This window comes from Allofournierella sp. CML151 (assembly GCF_027853465.1).
GTDB lineage: Bacteria > Bacillota > Clostridia > Oscillospirales > Ruminococcaceae > Allofournierella.
In genome coordinates, this window is sequence record NZ_JAPNNW010000025.1 from 1 (window position 1) to 24,106 (window position 24,106).

Sequence of the window (24,106 nt, forward strand, 5' to 3'; positions counted from 1 at the left end):
TGAAATATTTTTTCAAGCTCTTTCGAGCGGCTTGCCGTTTTTGACGGCTCAGTTATAATACCACAGCCGCAAGCCCAAAGTCAACACCTTTTTTCAAATTTCTTTGAAAAAAGTAATATTTTTCTTTTCGGGTCAAAAATCGCGTTTTCCCTTATATATTGTATATATATGAACCCGTTTTTCCCTGTGCAACCTGTTTTGCACAAAAAAGCCCGGAAGCATAGCTGCTTCCGAGCTCATGAAAAGTTTTTTCAGTAATTACAGCTTTTTGTTCTGCTCCTTCACCCAGTCGAACACCTGCTGCGCCACCGGGGCAATGGCCCCCTGTTCAAAGGGAACCGTAAAGCCTGCAGCTTTGACCAGGCCCGCATAGGTATCACCGCCGCCCTTCTTCACCAGAGCCAAATACCGCTGCCAGGCATCCTTCGGATCATTCAGATGGGCCGCGAAGAACTGCAGCGATACGATCTGCGCCAGGCAGTAGTCGATGTAGTAGAAGGGATACTGGTAAACGTGCAGCTGACGCTGCCAGCCCGCACCACGACCGTAGAAGGGCAGACCGTCAAAGTCGTTCCAGGGGCGGTACTTACGCTCCAGCTCCAGCCAGATACCGTTGCGCTCGTCCGGGGTCAGATGAGGCTGGCTGTAGACGATGTGCTGGAACTCATCCACCATACAGCCGTAGGGCAGGAAGGTGAGTGCCTCCTGGGCATGGGCCAGGGCATACTTGGCGGTGTCCTTGCCGAAGAACAGATGATGCCAGGGGCTGGTGAGGAACTCCATGGACATACTGTGGATTTCACAGCTCTCCAGACCGGGGTTGGCCAGCTCCTGGCACATGCCCTGACCGGCCGCCACCCAGGCCTGGAAGGCGTGGCCTGCCTCATGGGTGAGCACATCCACGTCACCGGAGGTGCCGTTGAAGTTGGAGAACACAAAGGGCGCGCCGTAACCGGGGATGGTCTCGCAGTAACCGCCGGGAGCTTTGCCGGGTCGGCTCTCCAGATCAAACAGCTGGCTCTCGGTCATAAAGTCGATGAAACGGGCGGTTTCGGGGCTCAGCTCCCGGTACATCTGCACCGCCTTGGCCAGCAGCTCGGGGGCTGTGCCCTGGGGGATGGGGTTGCCGTCCTTGAAGCTGACGGTGGTATCGTAGAATTTTGCGTCGGGCAGGCCAATGCGGGCAAACTGCTCCTTCATGGCCTCGTGGGCCAGCGGGGTCACGCTCTGAGCCACCTGATCCCGGAAGCTCTTCACATCCGCCTGGTTATAGCCCAACCGACCCATCCGCAGGTAGGACAGGGGCACATAACTCTCGTAACCCAGCTTGCGGGCCTGCGCGTTGCGGTTCTCGATCATCTTGGTATAGATCTCGTCCAGCTCTTCCCGATTGTCATCAAAGAAACGGCCGTCCGCCTCAAAGGCGGCCTTGCGCACTGCCCGGTCCAGGCTCTGCTTGTAGGGGCCCATCTCAGGCAGGGTCAGGCTTTTGCCGTCGAACTGCACCTGACCGCCCGCATACAGCTTCTGGTAGCGGCTGGCCAGCGCGTTCTCCTGCTGCATCAGCTCCAGCACTTCCTCGCTGGCGCTGGCAGCGGCCACTTCCATCTTCTGCAGCAGGATCTCACCATACTCCGCTGCAAGGCCTTCCTTGTGGGGGCTGGCCAGCAGCGCCCGGTACAGCGCCAGCTGGGCGTTGCCCACACCGGGGCCTTCCTGGTCAAAGAAGTCATTTTCCGCATCGTAGAATTCGTCCCTGGTGTCCAGGGTGTGCCGAATCTGCGCCAGGCGGGCCGCGGTGCTGAATTCATCATCCAGCTTGGTGTGCTCCTTGAAGATCTCCGCCAGCTCCCGGCCGCTCTCGGCCTTTTCGGCCCGGGCGGTGAGCTGCCGGTAGGCTTCGGTCACCCGCTGCACATCCGGGCGGGTATATTTCATTTCGCTGAATTTGCAAACTGCCATAGTTTTATTCCTTTCCGGCCCTTTTCGGCAAGGGCCTGCCGGAGCCGCCCGCCGGACAATGGTTCCGATGTGCGGCTTTACTTTTTTCTGATAACATTTTATACTTTTCCAGTGGATATTTCAAACCCTGAGAGGTGGATTGTTGTATATGAAGGATTCCTCTGCCCTTTCCCGCCCTGCAGTAGCCGCCGCCCTGGCCCTGATCCCCTGCTTTTTGTGGGGCAGCGCGGTGCCCTGCATCAAAATCGGCTGCCGGATGTTTCAGCTGGCGTCCAATGACATTCCCGGCCAGCTGGTGTTCGCCGGGATTCGCTTTTCCATTGCCGGGCTGATGGTCATTGTTTTTGCCAGCATCCGGGCTCGCCGTCTGGCCATCCCCAGCAAAGCGACCCTGCCAATGGTACTCAAGCTGGGCTGCGTGCAGACCATTCTGCAATACGTGTTTTATTACGCCGGTGTCGCCAATACCAGCGGTGTCAACGCGGCCATCATCACCGCCACCAACACCTTTTTCTGCATTTTGCTGGCCACGCTGGTGTTCCGCTACGAAGCCCTCACCGCCCAGAAGCTGATCGGCTGTGCCGTCGGCTTTGCCGGGGTGGCACTCATCAACCTGAGCAGTTCCTCCGGCGGGCAGAGCAGTCTTTTGGGCGACGGCCTGGTGCTTATCGCCGCCATTGCCTACGCCTTTTCCAGCGTACTGGTGAAGCGCTACTCCCAGAAGGAGGACACCTTTGTGCTCTGCGGCTGGCAGTTTTTGTTCGGCGGCGTGGTCATGACCCTGCTGGGCCTTGTACTGGGCGGGCGGCTGGCCGCGCCTACCCCCTCTTCCGCAGCGCTGCTGGTCTACATGGGCTTCATTTCCGCGGTGGCCTACTCCCTGTGGTCGGTGCTGCTGGCTCACAACCCGGTGGCCCGCATTTCGGTGTTTGGCTTCATGAACCCGGTGTTCGGCGTGCTGCTCAGCGCCCTGTTGCTGGGCGAGGGCGCGGCAGCCTTCCGCCCTCAGGGGTTGGCAGCCCTGGCGCTGATCTGCGCAGGCATCCTGACCGTGAACAAGGCAGCAGACAAAAAAGACTGACTCTTTAATTTTTCGCCGGGGCTTGTTTTCCCTTCCCGGCAGGTCTATAATGGAGCGTGCAGAGTAAAAGCCTGTGCGTCAAGTGCCAGCCCGACGGGGAGTTGCGGGCCGGACGAAGAAGCACTCCACTTCGCGGTGCAGGCTTTGCATCCCGCTGCTGCATAAACGAAGTGTGTGCAGGCAAATGCGGGGCGCTGTGCCCTTGCCGCGCCGTGCCCTCTTTTTGTATCCTCACCTCCTTTTGTGCGGCATTCGCATCAAAAGGAGGTTTTTTCATGTCCAAAATCAAGCAACTCTTTCAGGATTCCGCCGCCCGCTTTCACCAGCCCCGCACCCTGGCGGTGGTGGCGCTGCTCATCGCGCTGAACATCACGCTGGACGCACTGAACATCCGGCTGCAACTCACCCCCCAGCTGCGCATCGGCTTTGGCTTTCTGACCAGCGCCATGGCGGGCATGCTGTTCGGCCCCGCGGTGGCCATGACTGCCGGAGCCGCCAGCGATTTTCTGGGCTGGGTGGTGAACAACGGCGGCGGCGCCTATTTCCCCGGCTTCACTCTCACCGCCATTCTTGCCGGAATGATCTGGGGTCTGGCCCTCTACCGCCAGCCCCTGCGCTGGTACCGGGTACTGGCCGCCAAGCTGAGCATCAACATTCTTCTGAACATTTTTTTGAACAGCTTCTGGCTCCATCTGTATTATGGCCAGAATTTTCAGCTGGCCACGCTGCCGCTGCGCATCGGCAAAAATCTGGTGCTGCTGCCGGTGGAGGTTCTGCTCACTTTGTTCGTTGGCCGGGTGGTACTGCGGGTGGAGCAGCAGAGCATTTACAACCGGGGCAGGCAGTAACGCCTCCGTAAAACCGCATAAAAAAGAAGGAGCTTCCCCGGGCTCCTTCTTTTTCTTTTATTTGTTCAAAACCAGCCGGCCAGAATCGCCAGCTGCTGCGCCAGCTCCGATAAAAACCACAGACTCACCAGCACGCACAAAGCCCCGTAAAACAGCTTCATGCCCTTTGCCGGTTCCCGGCGCAGACGCATCGCCAGACTGACCGCCCACAGTGCCAGACCTGCCAGAAGCAGCGGGCTGAAAAACAGCAGCCCGGCAATCAGGCAAAGATTCGCCGCAATCACGCCCTTTTCCCGCAAGAACTCCACCGGCGCATCACCTGCCCAGCACGTATTTTTCCAGCGCCAGGGCCACGCCATCCTCGTCATTGGTGGCGGTGACCGCAGCGGCCTTCTCCTGGATAGCACGGGGCGCATTGCCCATGGCCACACCCAGGCCCACCGTTTCCAGCATGGGCAGATCGTTCTCCGAATCGCCGCAGGCCATTACCTGACTTTTCTCCAGGCCCAGCATCCGGCCCAGCTCCAGCAGAGCAAGCCCCTTGGTCGCGCCCTCATCGCTGATTTCCAGATTGTTGGCTTCACTGGATACGATGGAAAAGCCGCCCATTTCCTGAGCGATCTGCCGGGCCCTCTGCCGGTTTTCCTCATTGGTAAAGAACATGGTGCACTTTTCAAAGCCCTCCTGCGAGGCAATGAATTCGGGCATACTCTCCACCGCCTGGCGGCTCAGCCGCATATAAAAGGCCATATTCCGGGGAGCCCACTCCTCAGCTGCATCGAGGTTTTTCTTCTCGCTGTAGCCGCTGCCGCCGGTGAACACATCGAACACCCGCCAAAGGCCTTCAGTGGCCTGATACAGCTGCTGAATGCGCTGACGGCTGAGCCAGTTTTTGATCACAAACTCGCCGTCGCTCAGCCGCACCACGGTGGCACCGTTGGCGGTGACCGCGTAATCCACGCCGGGGATCTGAATAAATTCCGGCAGCACGCCCCGCAGCGGCCGGCCGGTGGCCGGAATCACCTGGCAGCCTGCGTCGATGGCCGCCCGGATAGCCGCATGGTTGCGGGGACTGATTTGATTTTTGGTGTTCAGCAGGGTACCGTCGATGTCCAGCCCCACCAGCTTGATGTTGTATCCGCTCACTGCTTGCCCAGCTCCTTGTTTTTTTCAAAGCTTTTGACCACCGCGTTGATGGCCGCAGCCCGCAGGCCGCCCTCCTCCAGTGCATGCACTCCGGCGATGGTGCTACCGCCGGGGCTGCACACCTCATCCTTCAGCTGGCCGGGATGCTTGCCGGTCTCCAGCACCATCTGAGCCGCGCCCACCAGAGTCTGTGCCGCGTATTCCAGAGCCTTTGCCCGGGGCAGACCACATTCCACGCCGCCGTCCGCCAGTGCCTCGATGAACTGGTACACATAGGCGGGCCCGCAGCCGGACACCGAGCTGCCCGCATCCATCAGCTTTTCGTCGATGGCATCGAACCGGCCGGCGGCGTCCATCTTGATGAGAAACTCCTCCAGGTCCTCCCGGTCCACACCGGGGCCTGCGGTGTACAGGATCATGCCCTGGCCGATGGCCACCGGCGTATTGGGCATGATGCGCAGCATGGGTACCGGCCGCCCCAGCATCTGGGCCAGACGGTCCAGCTGGAGACCGGCCGCCATGCTCACCAGCACGAACCGGTCGGTACGCTGGGCCAGAACCGGAGCCAGTTCAACCAGCACCTGCCCCATACCGGCGGGCTTTACGCCCAGAAAAATAAATTTGGCCTCCCGGGCCACGGTGGCGTTATCCATCGCCACGTCGCAGTCCAGCTCCTCGGCCAGAGAGATGGCCTTTTCCATGCTCCGGTTGGTCAGCACCACCTGGCGGGGATTCCAGCGGCAGGCCGCCCGGGCCAGCGCGCCGCCCATGTTGCCCACGCCGATGAATCCAAAGGTATAGCTCATAGCAAAACGCCTCATTTCCTTGTTTCAGTAAGGCCCGCAGCCCGCGGGCAACGTTCTGTTTTCAGTATACCTGCTAGGGGTCTGTTTTGCAATTCTTATTCCGTGCGCTGGGCCGGGTAGATGCTGGCACCGCCGCTGCACACCCGCCCCGCTGCACAGCACAAAAGACCGAAGGGCAAAAATTCCCAGCTGAACACCTCGCCCGCGATCAGTGCCGGGGCCAGCAGGGTGCGGCTGGCCGCGCCGAATACCGCGCAGTAGCCCGCGGCCGCGGCCACCGGAACCGGCACCCCCACCAGCGAGGCCAGCCAGACCCCCAGCGATGCGCCGATGGAAAACAGTGGCGTGACCTCGCCGCCCTGAAACCCACCTGCCAGCGTGACCACGGTAAAGGCCAGCTTGGCCAGCCAGTCATACCAGTACACCGTACCGCCCGCAAAGGCTGCGGCAATCAGGTTGGTGCCCAGACCGGAATACCGGCCCCAGTGGCAGGCAAGGCTCGCTGCCGCCACCACTGCGCCCGCCAGCGCAGCCCGGACCACCGGGTCCGTCACCCGCCGGGCCAGTTCCGCCTTGGCGCGATGCAGGCTTCTGGCAAACAGCGTCCCCACAAGTCCGAAGCAGATTCCAAGGCAGGCCATCCGCAGCGCCATGGGCCCATCCAGAGCAGGCAGGTCCTCCAGCGCCACACTGAATTTTTCCAGTCCCAGCGCGCCGCTGGTCCAGCTGGCGGCCAGGGAAGCGGCCAGCGCGGGCAGCACCGCCTCCAGATCCAGTTTTCCCACCGCAGTGACCTCCGCCGCAAACAGCGCCGCCGCGAAAGGGGTGCGGAACAGCCCGCCGAAGCCCGCCGCCATACCCGCCTTGAGCAGCAGCTTGCGGGAATCCTTTACCGGCAGGAAACGGCCCGCACCCCGGCCCAGCGCTGCACCCATCTGCACCGCCACACCCTCGCGTCCGGCGCTGCCGCCGAACAGATGGGTAACCCAGGTGGACAGGAAGATCATGGGGATCAGCCGCCGCGGGATGGTCTCCCCTTCATCGTGGGCAGCATCCACCACCAGACCCATGCCCCGGCCCGCCCGGCTGCCCCAGCGCCGGTAGCACCAAGCAATGGCCGCACCTGCCAGCGGCAGAAAGGGCAGCCACCGGCCGGGATGTGCGTCCCGCACCGCACCCAGAGCCAGCAGTCCCCGGCCAAACACCGCGGCCAGTGCACCGGCCGCCACGCCCACCACTGCCGCAACCGCACACAATGCCAGCAACCGCAGCGCCTGTTTTCCGTTTTCTTTCATTGGTTCCTCCTTGCCGAAGCCTCCTCCGCGCACAAAAAAGGGCTGACGGCCCCGTGACCAACCGGTCACAGAAGCCATCAGCCCGAACAGGCGGTTTGGGCGGGCCAGCTGCCCGCCGGGGGAGTGCCTCATTCCCCGTTTGCTTTCAACAGGATACCGCCGCTTGGCGGTTTTGTCAAGGATTTATTCGTAACGGAGTGCCTCGATGGGGTCCATCTTGGCGGCCTTGCCCGCCGGGTAGTAGCCGAAGAACACACCGATGAGCATGGAGAAGCCCACCGCCAGGCCGATGGCGGAAAGACTGGGCTTTGCTGCGTAGCCCAACAGGCCCGCGCCCGCGGCGCCCAGGCCCACGCCCAGTGCCACGCCCAGCGCGCCGCCCACCAGGCAGATGACCACCGCCTCGGTGATGAACTGCATCCGGATGGCAAAGCCCGGTGCGCCCAGTGCCTTGCGGGTACCGATCTCCCTGGTGCGCTCGGTGATGCTCACCAGCATGATGTTCATCACACCGATGCCGCCCACCAGCAGACTGATGGCCGCAATGGCGCTGATGGCCAGCTTCACGGTGTTCAGCATACTGGTCATCTCCTCCAGCATACTCTCCATGCTGGAAGCGGTGGCGGTGTAGCTCTCGTTGCGGGTATAGAAGCTGGCAAAGAAGCTCTCCACCTGCTCCAGGAAGGCGGTGGTGTCGGTGGAGGCCACCACAGTGAAGCTCTGGTAGCCGGTCTCACCGCCATTCAGCTTCTGTGCCGTTTCCAGCGGCAGATACAGCTCGGTCACCGGATCGGACCCGGTCATGCTCACAAAGCCGTCATCGTCGTATTCATAAACACCGGCCACATAGAACTTGAGCAGCTGGCCGTTCACGGTCAGCTCAAATTCCTGCCCCAGCACCGACGCGCCGCTTTGGCCGAACACGCTCTCGCAGAACACATCGCTCACCACGGCGATCTGGCGCTCACCGTCGGAATCCTTGATAAAGCGCCCGTGCAGCAGGTTCAGATCATTGGCCAGCGCATATTCCTCGTTCACGCCCATGGCGGTCACCTGCACGGTGGTGTCGCCCTGCTGTACCTGGCCGCTGCCCAGGCTCTGGTCCAGGGCAATGGCATAGATCTGCTCCGGGTAGGCTGAGCGGAACTCCTCGATCATGGCGTCGGTGAACAGATCCTCACTGGATGGATTTGCCGGACCGAACATGCGCACCGCGCCGCCGCTGGTTTCGTCGTCCTCGGATTTCTGCTGCAGGCTCACGGTGATGTTGTTGATGCCGAAGCTCTGCAGGCTGTCGGTGATGGAGCCGGTGAGCGAATCGCCCAGCGTGACGATGGCGATCACCGAACCGATGCCGATGATGATGCCCAGCATGGTGAGCAGCGCCCGCAGCTTGTTGGCCCACAGGCTGCCGAAGGCCAGGCGGATGTTGTCAAACAACTGCACTGCGGCCCGCCCCCTTTCTCTCGCCCACGAAGCGGCCGTCCCGCAGGGTCAGGATGCGCTCGCACTCGGCGGCCAGCTCCTGGCTGTGGGTGATGAGCACAATGGTCATGCCTCTGGCGTGCAGCTGGTGGAAGATATCCATCACAGTGCGGCTGGTGGCCGAGTCCAGCGCGCCGGTGGGTTCGTCCGCCAGCAGGAGGGCGGGCTGGTTCACCAGTGCCCGGGCAATGGCCACACGCTGCTTCTGACCGCCGGAAAGCTCGTTGGGCTGATGGCGGGCACGCTCGCTCATGTTCACCATCTCCAGCAGCTCCTTGGCCCGCTGGGTGCGCTGCCGGGCGGGCACTCCGGCATAGAGCATGGGCAGCTCCACATTTTTCAAGGCGCTGGTGCGCCCGATCAGGTTGAAGGTCTGGAATACAAAGCCGATTTTCCGGTTGCGGATAACCGAAAGCTCCTTGTCCTTCGCGCGGGTAATATCCACACCGTCCAGCGTATAGCTGCCCTCAGTGGGCCGGTCCAGCGCGCCGATGATGTTCATCAGGGTGGACTTGCCGCTGCCGGACTCGCCCACGATGGCCACAAATTCCCCGGGATACACCTGCAGGTCAATGCCGTGCAGAATCTCCAGCTCGTTGGGCTTGCCGATGTAATACCGCTTCACAATGCCCTGCATATCAATGATCGGCTGCATCTGCATCAGCCTCCCATCGCCGGGCCGCCGCCCATACCGCCGCGGCCACCGCCACCAGCGGCTCCGGCGCTGCCGCCATCCGCAGGCGCAGCAATGATCATCGAGCCCTGCATGTCGCCGCCCATATCACCGCCGGGCATCATGGCGCTCGTATCCAGCTCCTCGGTGGCTTCGTCCTCATCCGCCGAGGCGCGCACCACCAGGCCCTCTTCCAGCTCTGCGCCGCTGATCTGGGCATAGTAGTCGTTCTGCTCGCCCACGGTCACAGCCATTTCCTCAAACACAGGCTCGCCGTCTTCCTCACCGGTCTGCACATAGATCACGCTCTCGCCTGCCTCGTTTTCGCCGATGGCATCCAGCGGAACGGTGAACACATCCTCGGTGGTGGAAAGGATGATCTCCACCTTGGCATTGGTGCCGATCAGCAAACCGCTGTCCGCGTCGTCAATGGTAACCTCCGCCGCAAAGCTGCTGGAGGAGGAACCGCCGCCGGTGGCGGTGGGCGAGATCTGGCTCAGCGTGCCGCTCACCTCTTTGTCGGTCACATCGCTGGTGATGCGGGCGGTCATACCCACCTGCACGCTCTCAATGTCATATTCCGGAATGGTGATGGCCACCTTCAGAGAATCGGTGTTCTGGATGGTGGCAGCCGCGCCGTCGATCATGCTGCCCACGGTGGCGTTCACCGCGGTCACCTTGCCGCTGGTCTCAGCGGTCAGGGTGCACTGCTCCAGCTGCTCCTGCAGATCGGTCAGCTCGTCGCTCTCGCTGGACTTGTTGTAGCTCTCCAGCGCGTCGTCGCAGGTCTCCTGGGCGGTCTCCTGGTTCTTCACCGCCTGCTCGTAGGCGGTCTGGGCCTGCTCGTAGGCCGACTGCGCCTGCTGGTAAGCAGTCTGCAGGCCGGTCAACCCCACCGTATTCTGGGCCTCGTTCAGAGCCTGCTGCTTGGCTTGCGATTGTTCCGACGCCTGTTTATAAGCAGCCTCTGCACTGGTCTGGGCAGCAGTTGCCGCCTCCAGCTGGGCCTGCGCTTCCTCCATGGCGGTCTGCAAACCGGCCAGCTTTTCCGCGTCGCCATCGGCAGGCTGGTAATCCGCCGCCAGCTGGCGGTCGCTCTCGGTCTTCCAGGCGCCGTAGGCATCGTTGTAAGCGGTCTGCTTTTCCGCCGCAACCGCCATGGCGTCATTCAGCGCGCTCAGGGCACTCTCTTCCTGGGCAGCGGCGTTGTCCGCCTCGGTCTGGAAGGAGCTCACCTTGCTGCGGGCGCTGTCGTAGGCGGACCAGGCATCGTTCTTGGCGCTCTCCGCCTCGTCCATTTCGGTCTTCGCCTCGCTGGTGTTGGTCTGGGCTTCGGCCAGGCTTTCCTGGGCCTTCTGATAGGCCTTTTCCGCCTGGGCCATGCTGTCCGCCAGCGTCTCCTTGGCCTTTTCAATGCTCTTTTCCAGGCTCTCGGTATCCAGGGTGCAGATCACATCCCCCGCCTCGACCATATCACCTACCTGTACGTCCACCGTTTTCACGGTGTATTTCAGGTCGGTGGTCACGTTGGACACATCACTGCTCTCCACTGTGCCGCTGGCACTGATGGAGTCATCCAGTGTCCCCTTCTGCAGGGTCACGGTGCGCACATAACTGCCCCCCTGCACCGCCACAGGCATGGTGGGGCGCCGCAGACGGAAATACCAAAGTCCGGCCACCGCAATCGCCAGGATCAGTACCACCGCAATCAGGGCCTTTTTGTGCCGTCCCAGGCATCCGCCCACCCGGCCGAGGACTGTTTTCACCTTACTCATCGATCATGATTCCCCCTTGTGAATAATCAAAACTTCCCCCGAGACAGGCTTGCCTTCGGGGGAAAACCGAACTTATTTTAGCCAGTGTTTGTGAAAAGCCGCCGTGCAAAGAGTGAAAGATATGTGAGGGGAAACCTTTACGCAACCTTTATGGGCTGTAAACCTATTGTAAATTCCGGGGAATCCGGCCGGTTTTGCTCTTTTCTTTTTCCCATCGACTTCGTATAATAAAGCCACATTTTCTTTGCCGCGGCCCTCTGCCGTGTTCTTAACCCCTGTGAACGGAGGATTCCTCATGATCAAACGCTGCATCGCCACCCTGCTCACTTTTGTGCTCTGTCTGGCGCCCACCGGCGGCCTTCTGCTGCCCGCCCACGCGGAGGACCGGCAGCCCCGGGATTTTGCCAACCTGGTGCTGTTTGCCTATTTCCGCGACGAGCCGGACAAAGACTACTTCAACGCCCCCTCGGCCCAGCCGGGCAAAAGCCGGGCCCAGGCGCTGATGGAGCTGTATGACGGCGAGCAGGGCCGGTCCTTTCGGCAGTATCTGAACACCATCTCCGGCGGCCAGTTTCGGGTACACAATATTTTCCCCCAGTGGGACGGCAAAACCCTGACCGCCTGCGAGCTGCCCTTTACCCTTCAGCAGGCACAGAGCGGCAGCGTCGACTCTGCAATTCTCACCGAGCTGGTGCGCCAGCTTCCCGAACTGCAGGGGCAGACTCTGGACTATGACGGCGACGGCTGCATCGACAACCTGAGCGTGGTGCTGCTGGGCAAGGCGGACAACGCCACCGGCGCACCGCCCTCGCTGTATCCCCATCAGAATACGCTGCCCGCCGGTCTGCGCTACAGCGGCAAGGAGGTGGCGGACTACAACATGCTGAATACCGACCGGCTGCTGGACTCCGCCCAGGCGGACGGCTCCGGTCTGATCTGCCACGAATTTCTGCACACGCTGGGCTACCCGGATCTTTATGCCCGGGACGGCTCGGTGCCGGTGGGCACCTGGGACATCATGGCCTCCTCGTCCCGGTACCCGAGCTGGCCGCTGGCCTATCTGCGGGCCCATTTCACCGGCTGGTGCCAGCTACCCGAGCTGAGTGCCTCGGCTCAAAATGTTTCCGTCAGCGCTCCCGGCGAATCAGGCAATCAGGCCGTTGTGATCCGCTCGCAGCGCAATCCCTATGAAGTCTTTGTGGTGGAAATGCGCCGCTAGACTTCCCCACAGAGCGAAGATACATTGGACGCCCGCATCGGCGGCACCGGCCTCATCGTCTACCGGGTGGATACCACGGTGGACGGACTAAGCAACTACTTCGGCTCCACCGGCGTGTATGTGTTCCGCCCCCAGCCGGGCCAGAACGGCTACGTGGAGGGCAGCGAGCGGGCCACCGTGGGCAACGCCTTTCTTTCCGCCGAGAGTGGCCGCACCTCCATCGGCAGCGCGGACCCCGGCGCCGGGCTGGCCCAGGGCGCGCTCCCCTTTTCGGACGGCACAAATTCCGGCATCGTGATCTCGGATGTTTCCTCTGCCCAGGGCGGGAGCATGACCTTCTCGGTCACTATCCCCGAGGCCGACCCTCAGACCCTCTGGCAGGACGCTCAGTTTCCCGAACACTCCGGCGTGGCGCTGGCCCAGGGCTCGATCCGAGGCCAGATCATGGCCGCCGGGTACGCCCTGCCCTACACCGGTGACCAGCTGCGTCTTTACGCGTTCGCCGATCCGGGCTGGGCCCCCGTGACTGAAGAGCCGCTCACCCAGGCGGGCGGCTTTGACCGGGTGACACTGACCAGTCTGCGCGATACTCCGGTGGTTGCCTGGCGTGCCAGCGACGGTGCGTTGTATCTGGCCATACTGGCGGACGGTGCCTGGAAGTCTCTGGGCAGTTTGCCGGACGTGGATGACTACGCCATCACTGCGCAGGGCGGCACATTGCACCTGGCCTACGTGACCGGCGGCTATTCGCAGGCAGGCTATGCCACCATCACCGGCAGCGGCATCAGCCGTCAGGGCTTCTGTGCCTCCGGCCGGATGTTCGGCAGCCCGAAGGCTGCCGTGACCGGGCAGGGCCAGGTATATCTGGCCTTCCGGGATGTGACCAACAACAACGATCTTCTGATCTATCAGGCGCAGGATGGCGGATTCTCCCGGCTGGCCAGCCCGGGCAGCGCTTCCTCCTATGACCTGGCCGCCGGCAGCAGCGGACTTATGGCTGTTCTGGGCGGCGATACCCCGGTGGTAAAGCAGCTGGATGGCGACAGTTGGACAGAGCTGGCCCGTCTGGATCAGACCGCCCACGAACCCCGGCTTGCTTTTGGTGCAGACACCACCTTTCTGCTGACCGCACCGAACGGTGCCTCTGCAAAGGACCTGCGAGTCTATCAGCAGAAGGACGGCACCTTCACCCCGGTGGGAGATCGAGTGGACAAGGGCGGAGATGGTGCCGCCCTGACGGTATTCGGCGACCGGCTGTTCACCGCTTACCGAATGGACGGCAAGGCCATGGTTCGCTTCAATGCCCCCGGTATGTCCGATGCACTGCTGTCTCTCTCCGTCACCCCGCCTGCTCTCACCTCCTACCATCTGGGGGACGAGGTTTCCACCCAGGGGCTGCAGGTATTCGCCAATTACACCTCCGGCCCCAGGGAGCTGACCGCCGGCGAATATACCCTGACCGGCTTTGATGCCAGCCAGACCGGAACCCGCCAGGCCACCGTGAGCTATCAGGGAATGAGCTCCAGCTTCTCCTTCACGGTTTTTGAAGCCGCAGTCCCCACCGCCGTTCCAACAGCGGAACCGACGGCTGTCCCCACGGCGCAGCCTACCGCTGTCCCCTCGGCGAAGCCTACCGCTGTCCCCTCGGCGAAGCCTACCGCTGTCCCCTCGGCGCAGCCCACCGCTGTTCCCTCGGCACAGCCTACCGCTGTCCCCTCGGCGAAGCCTACCGCTGTCCCCTCGGCGCAGCCCACCGCTGTTCCCTCGGCACAGCCTACCGCTGTTCCCTCGGCGCAGCCTACTTCGGCTCCCGCTGCCGGTCCGACTTCCGTACCGGCCACCGCTGCCCCTGCAGCGACCATTCCCCCCAGCACTGCGGTGATCCGCCCCGCGCGGCCTACCGCACAACCCACGGCAGCTCCCACCGCCTCCCCCACAGCGGTCCCCTCGGCTGTTCCCACAGCACAGCCCACGGAGCAGCCCTCCCCTACGCCGGACCCATCCAGTGAATCCGCCTCCGCCGAAGCCCCCTCCTCCGGCGGCGTTCTCCGCCCCCAGGCCGCGCTCCTTCTGGCCGGTGTGGCGGGAGTCTGTGCCTGCGTCGGCATTGGACTGTGGTTCTTCTTCAAGCGCCGCTGAGGTCTTCGACAGACTCCGCTTTCCCTTCCCGGGGCCTTTCTCCCCCTTCCCCGGAATAACAACCTGCGGCGCGTGGTATCCAAAAAGAGGCGGAACAGGCCGAAACGGTCTGTTTCCGCCTCTTTTTGCAGGCAGCCGCTGCGCCTGTGCAGCATTTTCTTCACTTCCCTGCCCAGCTGGTTCACAGCCGGGCATTTTTTTGTGTTATAATCAAAAAGACAGGGATCGGGCGGCAGAGCCGCCGGAAGCACAGAGGGGAGAACCGATGCATATGATGGAGCATCTGCAACGCTTTTTTGAGGAGATGGACGAGTTCGTCTATATCTCGGATATCAAAACGCACCAGCTGCTCTACATGAATCGCCGGATGCGGGCATCGCTGGGCTACCAGCGCCCGGAGGACTACGCGGGCAAGCTCTGCTACAAAGTACTCCAGGGCAGCGCGCAGCCCTGCGCGTTCTGCAACAACCACCAGCTGAAAGAGGGTCAGTTCCTCTCCTGGGTCCACAAAAACCCGGTCTTCAACAAGCGCTACCTGATCAAGGACAGCCTGCTCACCGACGGGGACCGCAGCTACCGGATTGAGGTTGCCGTGGATGTGGACGCTGAGGTCCTGTGCAACACACCTTATTACTATGCTCGCAGCGAAACCATTCTGAACGAGTGCATGCGGCAGATTTTCTCCACCACCAACCCGAACGAGGCATTGGAGCTGCTGCTGAGCTACCTGGGCCGGACCTTCCAGTGTGACCGGGCCTATGTGTTCGAAATCGATGCCGATGAGCGGGTGGACAATACCTACGAATGGTGCCGGGAGGGGGTAGAACCCCAGAAAGATATTCTGCAGAAGGTGCCGCTGTCCAGCATTGACTGGTGGATGCAGGTATTCTCCCGGGACGAGGTGATCCTGATCCGAAACCTGGAGGACATCCGTACCCAGTACCCCATGGTCTACGCCATGCTCAAGCCTCAGGACGTGACCACCCTGGCAGCCGGTCCGGTGTGCAGCGAGGGCAAGGTGACCGGCTTTCTTGGTGTGGACAACCCCAATCGGGAAATGATGGGCATGCTGGCCCCCATTATCAATGTGGTGGGCCGCTTCGTAGCCTCTCTGCTCGGCCGCCGGGACCTGCTACGCCGGCTGCACACCCTGAGCTATCACGATCCTCTTACCAATCTTTATAACCGCAACGCCATGAATGCCATGTTCGAGAAGGGCACGCTGCCGGGCAATCTGCAGCAGCTGGGCGTGGTTTACTGCGACATCACCAGCCTTAAGCAAACCAACGACTCCCTGGGGCATGACGCAGGAGACCGGCTGATCCGTCACTGTGTGAGTCTTCTGCAGGAAACTTTGCAAACTCCATGGATCTACCGTTCCGGCGGTGATGAATTCGTCGCTCTGTTCGGTGATTTCTCCCGGGAGCGCTTTGAGGAAAACGTGCAGGCGCTGCGCCAGCGCATCCAGCAGGACCCGTACCACATGGCAGTGGGTTATGCCTGGTCCGACCAGCCTCCCTTTGATCTGGACGCGCTGATCTGCCGGGCCGATCAGGTCATGTATCAGGACAAGCGGGATTACCACCGCATCAACAGCTCCATTCCCGGCATCGACCGGCGCAAAAGCGACCGCCGCCAGGAACGCCCCTCTGCCGGCAAAAGCAGCCTGTTCTATCACTTTTTGGCCTCCACCTACCACGATATGGAGTTTCTGTTTCAGTCCATCTCCCAGCAGAACACGGTGAGCTACTTCTACTTCGGCGACATGGTGAAGGACCTTTTCTATGTTTCCGACAACATGCGGGACGAATTCGGTTTCCGCAGCAATGTGGTGCCGGGTCTTTTGAAAGAATGGGCCAAGCGCATCCCCTCGCCCCAGTACCGGGACATGTACCGCCGCCAGATCCAGACCATGCTGCAGGAAAAGCGCACGGTACACGACCTACGCTACCAGATCCGTAACGCCGCAGGAAAAACCATCTGGATTCGCTGCTTCGGCCTGTTAAAATGGAGCGAGGACAAAACCCAGCCCCTGTTCTTTGCCGGGCGGGTCACACACCAGGACGACGATTTCGTGGTGGACCCGGTAACCAACTTCCCCCGGGCCACCGCCATGTTCGGCCGGATGGATCAGCTGCGCCAGGCCGGGCAGCAGTGCCTGGCCATCGGCTTCAGCCTGAACAGCATCACCGAACTGAACAATGCCCGCGGCCGCACCTACAGCGACCATCTGGTAAGCAACATCGCCGATGAGCTGATGAAACACTTGATGGGCAAGATGTCCTTTTACCGGCTGGAGGGCATGCGCTGCATGGCATTGGTGGACCCTGCCTGCCCCGAAAGCCGGGAGGAACTGGTACACCAGATCCGCGAAATCGTGGAGGCCAGCTACCGCAGCGTGGGCCTTTCGGTACATCATCCCTGCTCCTTCGCGCTGATGGAATGTCCCAAGGGCCAGCTGTCCCCCTCGGATTTTGTGGAGAACATCGTTTCGCTGATCAAGGTGGCCAAGCACGACTCCAAACAGCTGTATGTGGTGGACTCCATGGAAAACAGCGAAAAGATCAAAAACATGTCCAACATCGCGCTGGCCCTGAGCCGGGACGTACTGCGCGGCATGGAGAATTTCCGCATTGTGATTCAGCCGGTGGTCTCCGCACAGAACGGCCGGGTGGTGGGCGGCGAGGTCTTGCTCCGCTGGTCCTTCCAGGGACAGGACGTCTCCCCTGTCATCTTCATTCCGCTGCTGGAAAAAGGCAATCTGATCCAGCTGGCGGGCCGCTGGGTCTTTGAGCAGACCGCCTGCAACTGTATGCGGCTTGCCGCCTGCATGCCGGATTTCTACCTGACCTTCAATGTGAGCCTGCAGCAGCTGTCCGACGAGCAGTTCACCGACTTCATGCGCGCCACGCTGGAAAAATACCGGGTGAGCGGCGAGTGCCTGGTGGCCGAAATGACCGAAAGCTGCATGGACGAACAGCCCGAACACCTGATGCGTTTCGTGGATGCCTGCCGTGAAATGGGGATCGGCATCGCACTGGACGATTTCGGCAGCGGATATTCCTCGCTGCGCATGCTGCTGCAGTACCCCTCCAGTATCATCAAACTGGACCGCTCGCTGCTTCTGGAAATGGCTGCTTCGGAGGACAAGATGAACTTTATCTCCAGCATTGTGTACGCCTGCCACCGGTTCGGTAAAAAGGTATGCATGGAGGGTGTGGAGACCGCGGCTCAGGACCGGATGATCCGGGAATCCGGCTGTGATATGATCCAGGGCTTCTGTTATTACCGCCCCATGGAGCTGGAAGATGTATACAGCCTTGTATCCAAGGGAGCCCCGACAGCCCCGGAAAAAAGCGGAAAGGAGGAGCAATGACCAACAACACTGTGCCAAGCAGTCAGGTCTATGCCTGGCTGAACGAATTCTGCCGCCGGTATTTCCAGCTGCGGGACCCGGAAGGAACGCTGGAGCTGCTCTCTCCGGGTTTTCTCAGCGTGGGCACTGGTGAAGGCGAGGTGGCAGTGGGCAAGGAGCAATTCCGCTGCCTTCTGCTGAAGGAACTGGAGGCTCTGCCCTGGCCGCTGAGTTACCAGATTGAGGATTACGCCCAGAACCGGCGGGCTCCCTTCTGCTGGGATTGCTTCTGCAACGTACGTCTGGGCCTGGACCAGCCGGAACAGGGCTTGCATGTGACCTACCGCATCCGACTGACCGCCGGTGTGCATCAGGAGGAGGACGGCAGCTGGTTCTTTGATACCATGCACGCTTCAGAAGCCAGCCGCACCCAGGAGGAGGGCGAGTTCTTCCCGCTGTCCTTTGTTTTGCAGGGCGCGGACCAGATCAACCGCAGCACCCAAAAGGAGCTGGTCGAGATTCTGGTGCAGCTCATGCCGGGCGGCGTGGTGGGCGGCTACGTGGAGGAGGGCTTCCCCCTGTACGCGGCCAACGACCGGATGCTGCAGATGGCAGGCTACCGGAGCTATGAGGAATTCTCCCGCGAAATTCAGGGCCTGGTGATCAACAGCATCCACCCGGATGACCGGGAGTATGTAAAGATGGTGGTGGCACAGGCTCTGGCCAAAGGAGACCAGTACGAGGTACAGTACCGGATGAAGCGCCGGGACGGCACCGATCTGTGGGTCCACGACATCGGCCGGAAAACCATTACCGGCGACGGCCGCGAAGCCATTATCAGCGTGCTGGTGGACATCTCCGAGCAGGTCAACGCCAAAAAGGATCTGGAAAAAGCAGCAGACAAGGACCCTCTCACCGGTCTTTATAACCGGAAGGCCGGCCAGACCCGAATTGAAGCTGCTATGCACAGCAGCGGAAGCTATCTGTTCGCCATTATGGATCTGGACAACTTCAAGCTGGTGAACGATCTGTACGGCCATCAGCAGGGCGACCGGGCGCTGCGCGAGTTTGCCGGTCTGCTCACCCACACCTTCCGCCGCACCGATATTCTGTTCCGGCTGGGCGGCGATGAGTTCGGAGTATTCTTCTCCGCTCCCCGGGATCTGGGCGTGCTGGAACGCAAACTGAACAGCGTGGTCCGGAACTACCGGGCCCTCACCCAGAAGCATTGGCCCGCCGCCGGGTCCTCGGTCTCCATCGGAGGTGTGTACGGCCAGCTGCCCCGGGAATTCTCTGAACTGTACCGCACAGCGGATCAGGTCCTCTATGAAGTAAAAAACGCAGGCAAGAGCGCAGTGCTCATCCGCCCCTTATAACAAAAAAAGCAGAGTCATCCGGCTCTGCTTTTTTATTGTTTTAATGGTCACATCTCCGGGCAGATGATGTATTTGCCCCGAGTCCGCAGCTGCGGGTCGGCCAGGATGGCCTCCAGCCGGTCCAGTCCGCAGGGCGGGCAGACCATGCTGCTCACATCCAGGCGGCTGGAATCGATCAGCGCCAGCGCCCGGGCCTGCGTGTAGGGGTTGATGAAGGAGGCCGTAATCTCCAGCTCCTTCTGGAACACCTCAAAGGGCTTGATGGGAAGCTCGTCGTCCGGCTTGGTGAGGCCAAACATCATCACCACCGCCTTGGGGCCCGCGATCTGAATTGCCTGCTGAATGGTCTCGGTGCGGCCCACGCACTCAATCACGGTATTCACCCAGGAGAAGCCTTCCCGGGCCAGACGTTCGGCCACATCCTCGTTTACGGGATCAATGCACACATCCGCGCCCAGCTGCAGCCCGGTCTCCCGCTTGGCGGCCACCGGCTCGATCAGGGCAACCTTTGCCGCGCCTGCCTGACGGGCCAGCTGCAGCATCAGCAGGCCGATCATGCCGCCGCCGATCACCACCACCTGATGCCCCGGCTGGATATGGCACAGATCAATGCCGTGCAGGCAGCAGGCCACCGGCTCGGTCATAGCGCCCTGGGCATAGGTGGTGTTTTCTCCCAGCTTGTATACCTGGCGCTGGTTCACCGCACAGTATTCCGCAAAGCCGCCGTTCACCGTGGTGCCGTAGCCGGTCATGTGCTCGCAGAAATGGGCTGTGCCGTTGCGGCAGGGCGCGCAGCTGCCGCAGTAGCAGTTCGGGTCCACGCAGACCCGGTCCCCCACCTGGCAGTTGGTTACCTGCTCGCCCACCTGCACCACCAGGCCGGAAAACTCATGCCCCAGAATGGTGGGCGGCGTCACCTGGGCAGCGCCCTTGTCGCCTTCATAAATATGTACGTCGGTCCCGCATACACCGCAGGCCTTCACCTGGATCAGAACATCCTGCGGCCCCAGCTGCGGCATGGGGCTTTCCTCCACACGAAGATCGTGCCGGCCGTAAAAAACTGCGCTTTTCATTTATATATCCCTCACTTTGCTTGGTTTGGAGCGTTTTTCGCTTTCCAGTATAGTGTAGCGCGCTGCGGGGAACATATCCATTGACAGATACCCCAATCTTTTCACTTTATTATAATTGAAATTGACGATTATTCACTTTAACAACAAAACCCGCAATTTTCTCCTTTTCCTCACCTCCTTCCGTCGTGCGCTCTCCCTAAAAATCCGAAACAAAGTCGCCAAAACCGCTTATATCCTTGATTTATTCGCCACATCCTTCCCGTCCTATTTTCGTTAAAAAATCGTCTATCTACTTGAAAATTGCTTGTTTTCGTTGTTTGATTGCACAAATTCAAGTTATCTAATGCGTCAAAACGATGAAAAATCAAGCGAACGCTTGACTTTCACTTGAAAATACAGTACTCTTAGACCAGCAAAGCAAGTGAATCTCAACCACAAAAATCAAGTTGAATTCACTCGAAAATGTGAATAAAGCACAGAACACAAGGGGGCTTTTACATGGAAAACACCCAAACCCTTCGCAGCTGTCTGGATCTGGTGGCGCAATTTAATCACCGGAACGAAAAGGACACAGCCAGCCGGCTTCATTTTTACGGCGCAGGCGATAACAAGGACGTTTACAACATCACCGCACCGTTTGAGGACGGCGGCGCCCAGTACATCGCCGGCCGGGTGGAAAGCCGGGACAGTGAATATTCCCAGGTGGTGTTTTTCAAGGGCAGCGGTTATGAGTGGACCGCAGACGACGCCCTGCCCCGCCTGAATCTGCAGGACCCCTTCGTGTGCCGCATCGACGGCCAGCTGGTGGTGGGCGGCGTGGAGGTTTTCGACGACGAGGAAAACCCCGGCCAGCTGAACTACCGCACCGTTTTCTATAAAGGCGAGCATCTGGCCGGCCTTCAGCGCTTCACTCACGGCCCGGACCGGATGAAGGACATCCGCCTGCACCAGCTGGCAGACGGCCGGGTGCTGGTGATGACCCGGCCCCAGGGTGCCGTGGGCGGCCGGGGTAAGATCGGCTGGATCATTCTGGACAATCTCTCCCAGCTGGACATCGCTCACATCGAGCAGGCCACCATTCTGGAGCAGCAGTTCCTGCCCGAGGAATGGGGCGGCGCCAACGAGCTGCACGCTCTGGGCGGCAGCAAGGTGGGTGTTCTGGCCCACATCGCCCGCTACGATGAAAAGGGCGACCGGCATTACCATTCCGCGGCCTTTGTATTCGACTGGAGTACCGGCGAATACAGCCCCATGAAGATCATCGCCATGCGGTGCAACTTTCAGGACGGCCCCAGCAAACGCCCCGATCTGGAGGACGTAATCTTCAGCGGCGGCCTTGTGCGGCAGGCAGACGGCAAAGCCCGGCTGTACTGCGGTGTAAGCGACGCCGAGGGCCACGTAATTACCATCGACGATCCCTTTCAAAATGTTTGATAAGAGCCGGTTCAACAACGAGGGCTCTTTGAAATAGAAATTCTAAGGAGGAAAACAACGTGAAAATCAAACAGTGCGCCGCCTTGCTCATGGCGGCAACCATGGCAGCGGTTTCTCTGGTAGGCTGCGGCGGCTCTGACGCTGCATCCGGCTCCGGCGCCACCGCCGCGAGCGGCGACACCATCGTGGTGGATTTCTGGACCGCTCCCCAGCAGGTGCAGTACAACCTGTGGGAATCCCGCGCACAGGCATTCAACGCCACCGGCACTCAGGTAAACGGCAAGACCGTTACCGTGAAGGTGCAGCAGATGCCCGAAACTCCTTCTTCTGAGGCTGGCATCCAGAATGCCATCGCCACCGGCACCGCTCCCGCCGTTTCCGAGAACGTAAACCGCGGCTTCGCCGCCACCCTGGCCGCTTCCGACGTGGTCTACGACCTGTCCAGCGAGGACTGGTTCAACGACGTGGTGGAATCCCGCGCCATGGGCGAGACCATGGACGCCTGGGCCATCGACGGCAAGCAGTATGTTCTGCCTCTGTACGTGAACCCCATGGTCTGGCAGTGGAACATGAAGGGCCTGCAGGCTCTGGGCTACGATAAGGCCCCCGAGACCGTGGCCGAGTTCACCGAGGTTATGAAGGCCTTTGCCGCCAACAAGGACGCCCTTGCCGAGGTTGGCGTGACTCATTCCTTCTACCGTCCCTCTCTGACCCGTCCCGACCAGTACTGGGACCGCTGGTTTGACTTCATGATGATCTACAACGGCGTATCCGGCGGCAAGAGCATCGTGGAAGGCAACAAGCTGACCATGGACCGTGACGCTGCCATCCAGGCGATGGAAGTGATCGGCACCTTCGGCAACACCATCCAGCAGGGCGAACTGTCCAGCATCTGGCTGGAAGAGCAGCCCTCCGTGCTGGTTTCCATCAACGCCCCCTGGGAGATCTCCCTGTACCGCGAGAACAACGTGGTCTACGGTGAGGATTACGTTTACGGCCCCGCTCTGGTGAACAACGCCGGCGACAAGCCCTACAACTACGCCGACTCCAAGGGCCTGGCCTTCTACAAGGCCGACAACATCTCCGAGGAAGAGCATCTGGGCGCTGTGGAATTCGTAAAGTGGGTCTACAACGCTGAGAATTCCGCTCAGTCCGATCTGGAGTGGCTGGAAGCCACCACCATGCTGCCCGTCCGCGGCGACCTGAACACCAGCGAGACCTTTACCGCCATCATGGAAGAGTACCCCGAGCTGGCTGATCTGGCCCAGTGGGTTCCCTACTCCATCCCCGGCCTGGCCACCGATAAGGACGCTGACATCTGGACTGCCTTCACCGAAACCTGCACCGGTCCCTACATGAACGACGTGATGCAGGCTGAGGCGGGCAATGCCCCCGACGCATCCAGCTACGTGGATGCGGCCATGGAAGCCATGAAGACCGCTGGCGGCCTGGAGTAATCGTACCTTTTGTGCGGGGCCGCGCGAGCCGTTTGAAGGCATTGCGCGGCCCCGCATTTTTTTGAACAGGAGTGTTGCATGATGAAGAAAACCAACGCGACCAACCGCCGCCGCGAGCTGGTGGGCTGGGCGCTCAACGCGCCTTACCTGCTGTATTCGCTGGTGTTCTTTTTACTGCCCCTCATCTGGGCATTCTGGCTGTCCATGATGGACTGGAACCTGATGTCCAAAGACAAAACCTTTGTGGGGGCCAAAAATTTCCTCGACCTTTTCTCTGATCCCAAGGTTCAGGCCGCATTTATCAACTCCTACCGGTATCTGCTGCCGGTGGTGCTGCTGTGCTTCTTCTTCGGTCTGGTGATCGCGCTGCTGGTCTCCAAGCTGCCGAACAAGATCAAAGGCATCGTTGCGGTGCTGTTCTTTATCCCCTACCTCACCTCCGGCGTTGCCACCTCCGTTGTGGTGAAATACTTCTTTAACTACAACTCCATCTTCAATGAGTTCCTGCGCAACAACTTCGGCCTGACCATCAACTGGCTCACCGACGAGCGCTACGCCTTCGGCGTGATGGTGGGCATCGTGGTGTGGAAGATGTCCGGCTACTATGCACTGTTCATCCTGTCCGGCATCGAGAGCATCGGCACCGACGTAAACGAGGCTGCCGCACTGGACGGCTCCACCGGCCTGCACAAGCTGCTCCACGTCACTCTGCCCATGATCATGCCCACCCTCACCACCGTTCTGGTACTGGCCACCGGCCTGGCGTTCGGCATCTACACCGAGCCCTTCCTGCTCACCGGCGGCGGCCCCAACCTCTCCACCACCACCTGGCAGCTGGAGATCTACAACACGTCCTTTACCCGCTTCCAGTCCGGCTACGGCGCGGCCATGGCCATCGCCAGCGCAGTGCAGATCTTCGTGACTCTGCGCATCGTGAACTTTGTGTCGGACAAGCTCAACAAGCGGTTCGGCTTTTAAGGAG

The 24,106-nt window shown here is 60.8% G+C and carries 18 protein-coding genes and 2 riboswitches; of the genes, 9 read left to right on the forward strand and 9 right to left on the reverse strand.

Going from position 1 to position 24,106, the window contains the following annotated elements; genetic code table 11:
- Window positions 1–258: 258 nt before the first annotated feature.
- Window positions 259–1,938, reverse strand: coding sequence for a M3 family oligoendopeptidase (locus tag PH256_RS13675; RefSeq protein ID WP_270914612.1), 1,680 nt, complete (start codon window positions 1,936–1,938; stop codon window positions 259–261).
- Between the two features lie 172 nt (window positions 1,939–2,110).
- Here PH256_RS13675 and PH256_RS13680 point away from each other — a divergent pair, with 172 nt between their 5' ends.
- A complete protein-coding gene (locus PH256_RS13680) occupies window positions 2,111–3,043 on the forward strand; it encodes a DMT family transporter (RefSeq protein WP_270914613.1) in 933 nt (310 codons plus the stop codon).
- A gap of 57 nt (window positions 3,044–3,100) precedes the next feature.
- A riboswitch (THF riboswitch) is annotated at window positions 3,101–3,202 on the forward strand.
- Window positions 3,203–3,318: 116 nt separating this feature from the next.
- Entirely contained in the window at window positions 3,319–3,891 is a 573-nt protein-coding gene (locus tag PH256_RS13685) for a folate family ECF transporter S component (protein ID WP_270914614.1), read from the forward strand.
- A 65-nt stretch (window positions 3,892–3,956) separates the two neighbouring features.
- Here the strand turns inward: PH256_RS13685 and PH256_RS13690 are convergent, their stop codons facing one another.
- The 7 genes from PH256_RS13690 to PH256_RS13720 form a co-directional block, all read right to left on the reverse strand.
- Window positions 3,957–4,199: a hypothetical protein gene (locus PH256_RS13690; protein WP_087184527.1), complete on the reverse strand. Its 243-nt coding sequence runs from the start codon at window positions 4,197–4,199 to the stop codon at window positions 3,957–3,959.
- Between the two features lie 7 nt (window positions 4,200–4,206).
- The gene (locus tag PH256_RS13695) at window positions 4,207–5,037 is read right to left on the reverse strand and encodes a Cof-type HAD-IIB family hydrolase (RefSeq protein ID WP_270914615.1); all 831 of its coding nucleotides are present in this window, start codon (window positions 5,035–5,037) and stop codon (window positions 4,207–4,209) included.
- Window positions 5,034–5,843: a pyrroline-5-carboxylate reductase gene (gene proC, locus PH256_RS13700; protein WP_087184525.1), complete on the reverse strand. Its 810-nt coding sequence runs from the start codon at window positions 5,841–5,843 to the stop codon at window positions 5,034–5,036. The genes PH256_RS13695 and proC overlap by 4 nt, the downstream gene beginning before the upstream one ends.
- A 95-nt stretch (window positions 5,844–5,938) precedes the next feature.
- Entirely contained in the window at window positions 5,939–7,138 is a 1,200-nt protein-coding gene (locus PH256_RS13705; RefSeq protein WP_270914616.1) for a chloride channel protein, read from the reverse strand.
- 61 nt (window positions 7,139–7,199) lie between these two features.
- Window positions 7,200–7,283, reverse strand: a riboswitch (Fluoride riboswitch).
- A gap of 38 nt (window positions 7,284–7,321) precedes the next feature.
- Complete coding sequence (locus PH256_RS13710) at window positions 7,322–8,584, reverse strand: ABC transporter permease (RefSeq protein ID WP_270914617.1); 1,263 nt, start codon at window positions 8,582–8,584, stop codon at window positions 7,322–7,324.
- Window positions 8,571–9,278, reverse strand: a complete 708-nt coding sequence (locus tag PH256_RS13715; RefSeq protein WP_333766444.1) for an ABC transporter ATP-binding protein — start codon at window positions 9,276–9,278, stop codon at window positions 8,571–8,573. The genes PH256_RS13710 and PH256_RS13715 overlap by 14 nt, the downstream gene beginning before the upstream one ends.
- Before the next feature lie 5 nt (window positions 9,279–9,283).
- Complete coding sequence (locus tag PH256_RS13720) at window positions 9,284–11,071, reverse strand: HlyD family efflux transporter periplasmic adaptor subunit (RefSeq protein WP_270914618.1); 1,788 nt, start codon at window positions 11,069–11,071, stop codon at window positions 9,284–9,286.
- A gap of 295 nt (window positions 11,072–11,366) precedes the next feature.
- On the opposite strand from PH256_RS13720, the gene PH256_RS13725 reads away from it, so the two are divergent.
- The 4 genes from PH256_RS13725 (at window position 11,367) to PH256_RS13740 (ending at window position 19,160) form a co-directional block, all read left to right on the forward strand.
- Window positions 11,367–12,290 (forward strand): immune inhibitor A domain-containing protein, encoded by a 924-nt coding sequence (locus tag PH256_RS13725; RefSeq protein ID WP_270914619.1) that lies wholly within the window; start codon window positions 11,367–11,369, stop codon window positions 12,288–12,290.
- A 24-nt stretch (window positions 12,291–12,314) separates the two neighbouring features.
- Window positions 12,315–14,429, forward strand: a complete 2,115-nt coding sequence (locus PH256_RS13730; RefSeq protein WP_270914620.1) for a bacterial Ig-like domain-containing protein — start codon at window positions 12,315–12,317, stop codon at window positions 14,427–14,429.
- A 271-nt stretch (window positions 14,430–14,700) separates the two neighbouring features.
- On the forward strand, window positions 14,701–17,805 hold the full coding sequence (locus PH256_RS13735) for an EAL domain-containing protein (RefSeq protein ID WP_270914621.1): 3,105 nt from the start codon (window positions 14,701–14,703) through the stop codon (window positions 17,803–17,805).
- On the forward strand, window positions 17,802–19,160 hold the full coding sequence (locus PH256_RS13740) for a sensor domain-containing diguanylate cyclase (protein ID WP_270914622.1): 1,359 nt from the start codon (window positions 17,802–17,804) through the stop codon (window positions 19,158–19,160). Before PH256_RS13735 ends, PH256_RS13740 begins: the two co-directional genes overlap by 4 nt.
- Window positions 19,161–19,207: 47 nt before the next feature.
- On the opposite strand, the gene PH256_RS13745 is transcribed toward PH256_RS13740, so the two are convergent.
- On the reverse strand, window positions 19,208–20,233 hold the full coding sequence (locus PH256_RS13745) for a zinc-dependent alcohol dehydrogenase family protein (protein ID WP_270914623.1): 1,026 nt from the start codon (window positions 20,231–20,233) through the stop codon (window positions 19,208–19,210).
- A 498-nt stretch (window positions 20,234–20,731) separates the two neighbouring features.
- Here PH256_RS13745 and PH256_RS13750 point away from each other — a divergent pair, with 498 nt between their 5' ends.
- The 3 genes from PH256_RS13750 to PH256_RS13760 all read left to right on the forward strand — a co-directional run bounded on the left by PH256_RS13750 (window position 20,732) and on the right by PH256_RS13760 (window position 24,102).
- Window positions 20,732–21,667, forward strand: coding sequence for a DUF1861 family protein (locus tag PH256_RS13750; RefSeq protein ID WP_270914624.1), 936 nt, complete (start codon window positions 20,732–20,734; stop codon window positions 21,665–21,667).
- Between the two features lie 59 nt (window positions 21,668–21,726).
- Complete coding sequence (locus PH256_RS13755) at window positions 21,727–23,124, forward strand: ABC transporter substrate-binding protein (RefSeq protein ID WP_087184516.1); 1,398 nt, start codon at window positions 21,727–21,729, stop codon at window positions 23,122–23,124.
- Window positions 23,125–23,202: 78 nt separating this feature from the next.
- Complete coding sequence (locus PH256_RS13760; RefSeq protein WP_270914625.1) at window positions 23,203–24,102, forward strand: carbohydrate ABC transporter permease; 900 nt, start codon at window positions 23,203–23,205, stop codon at window positions 24,100–24,102.
- The last annotated feature ends 4 nt before the right edge of the window (window positions 24,103–24,106 follow it).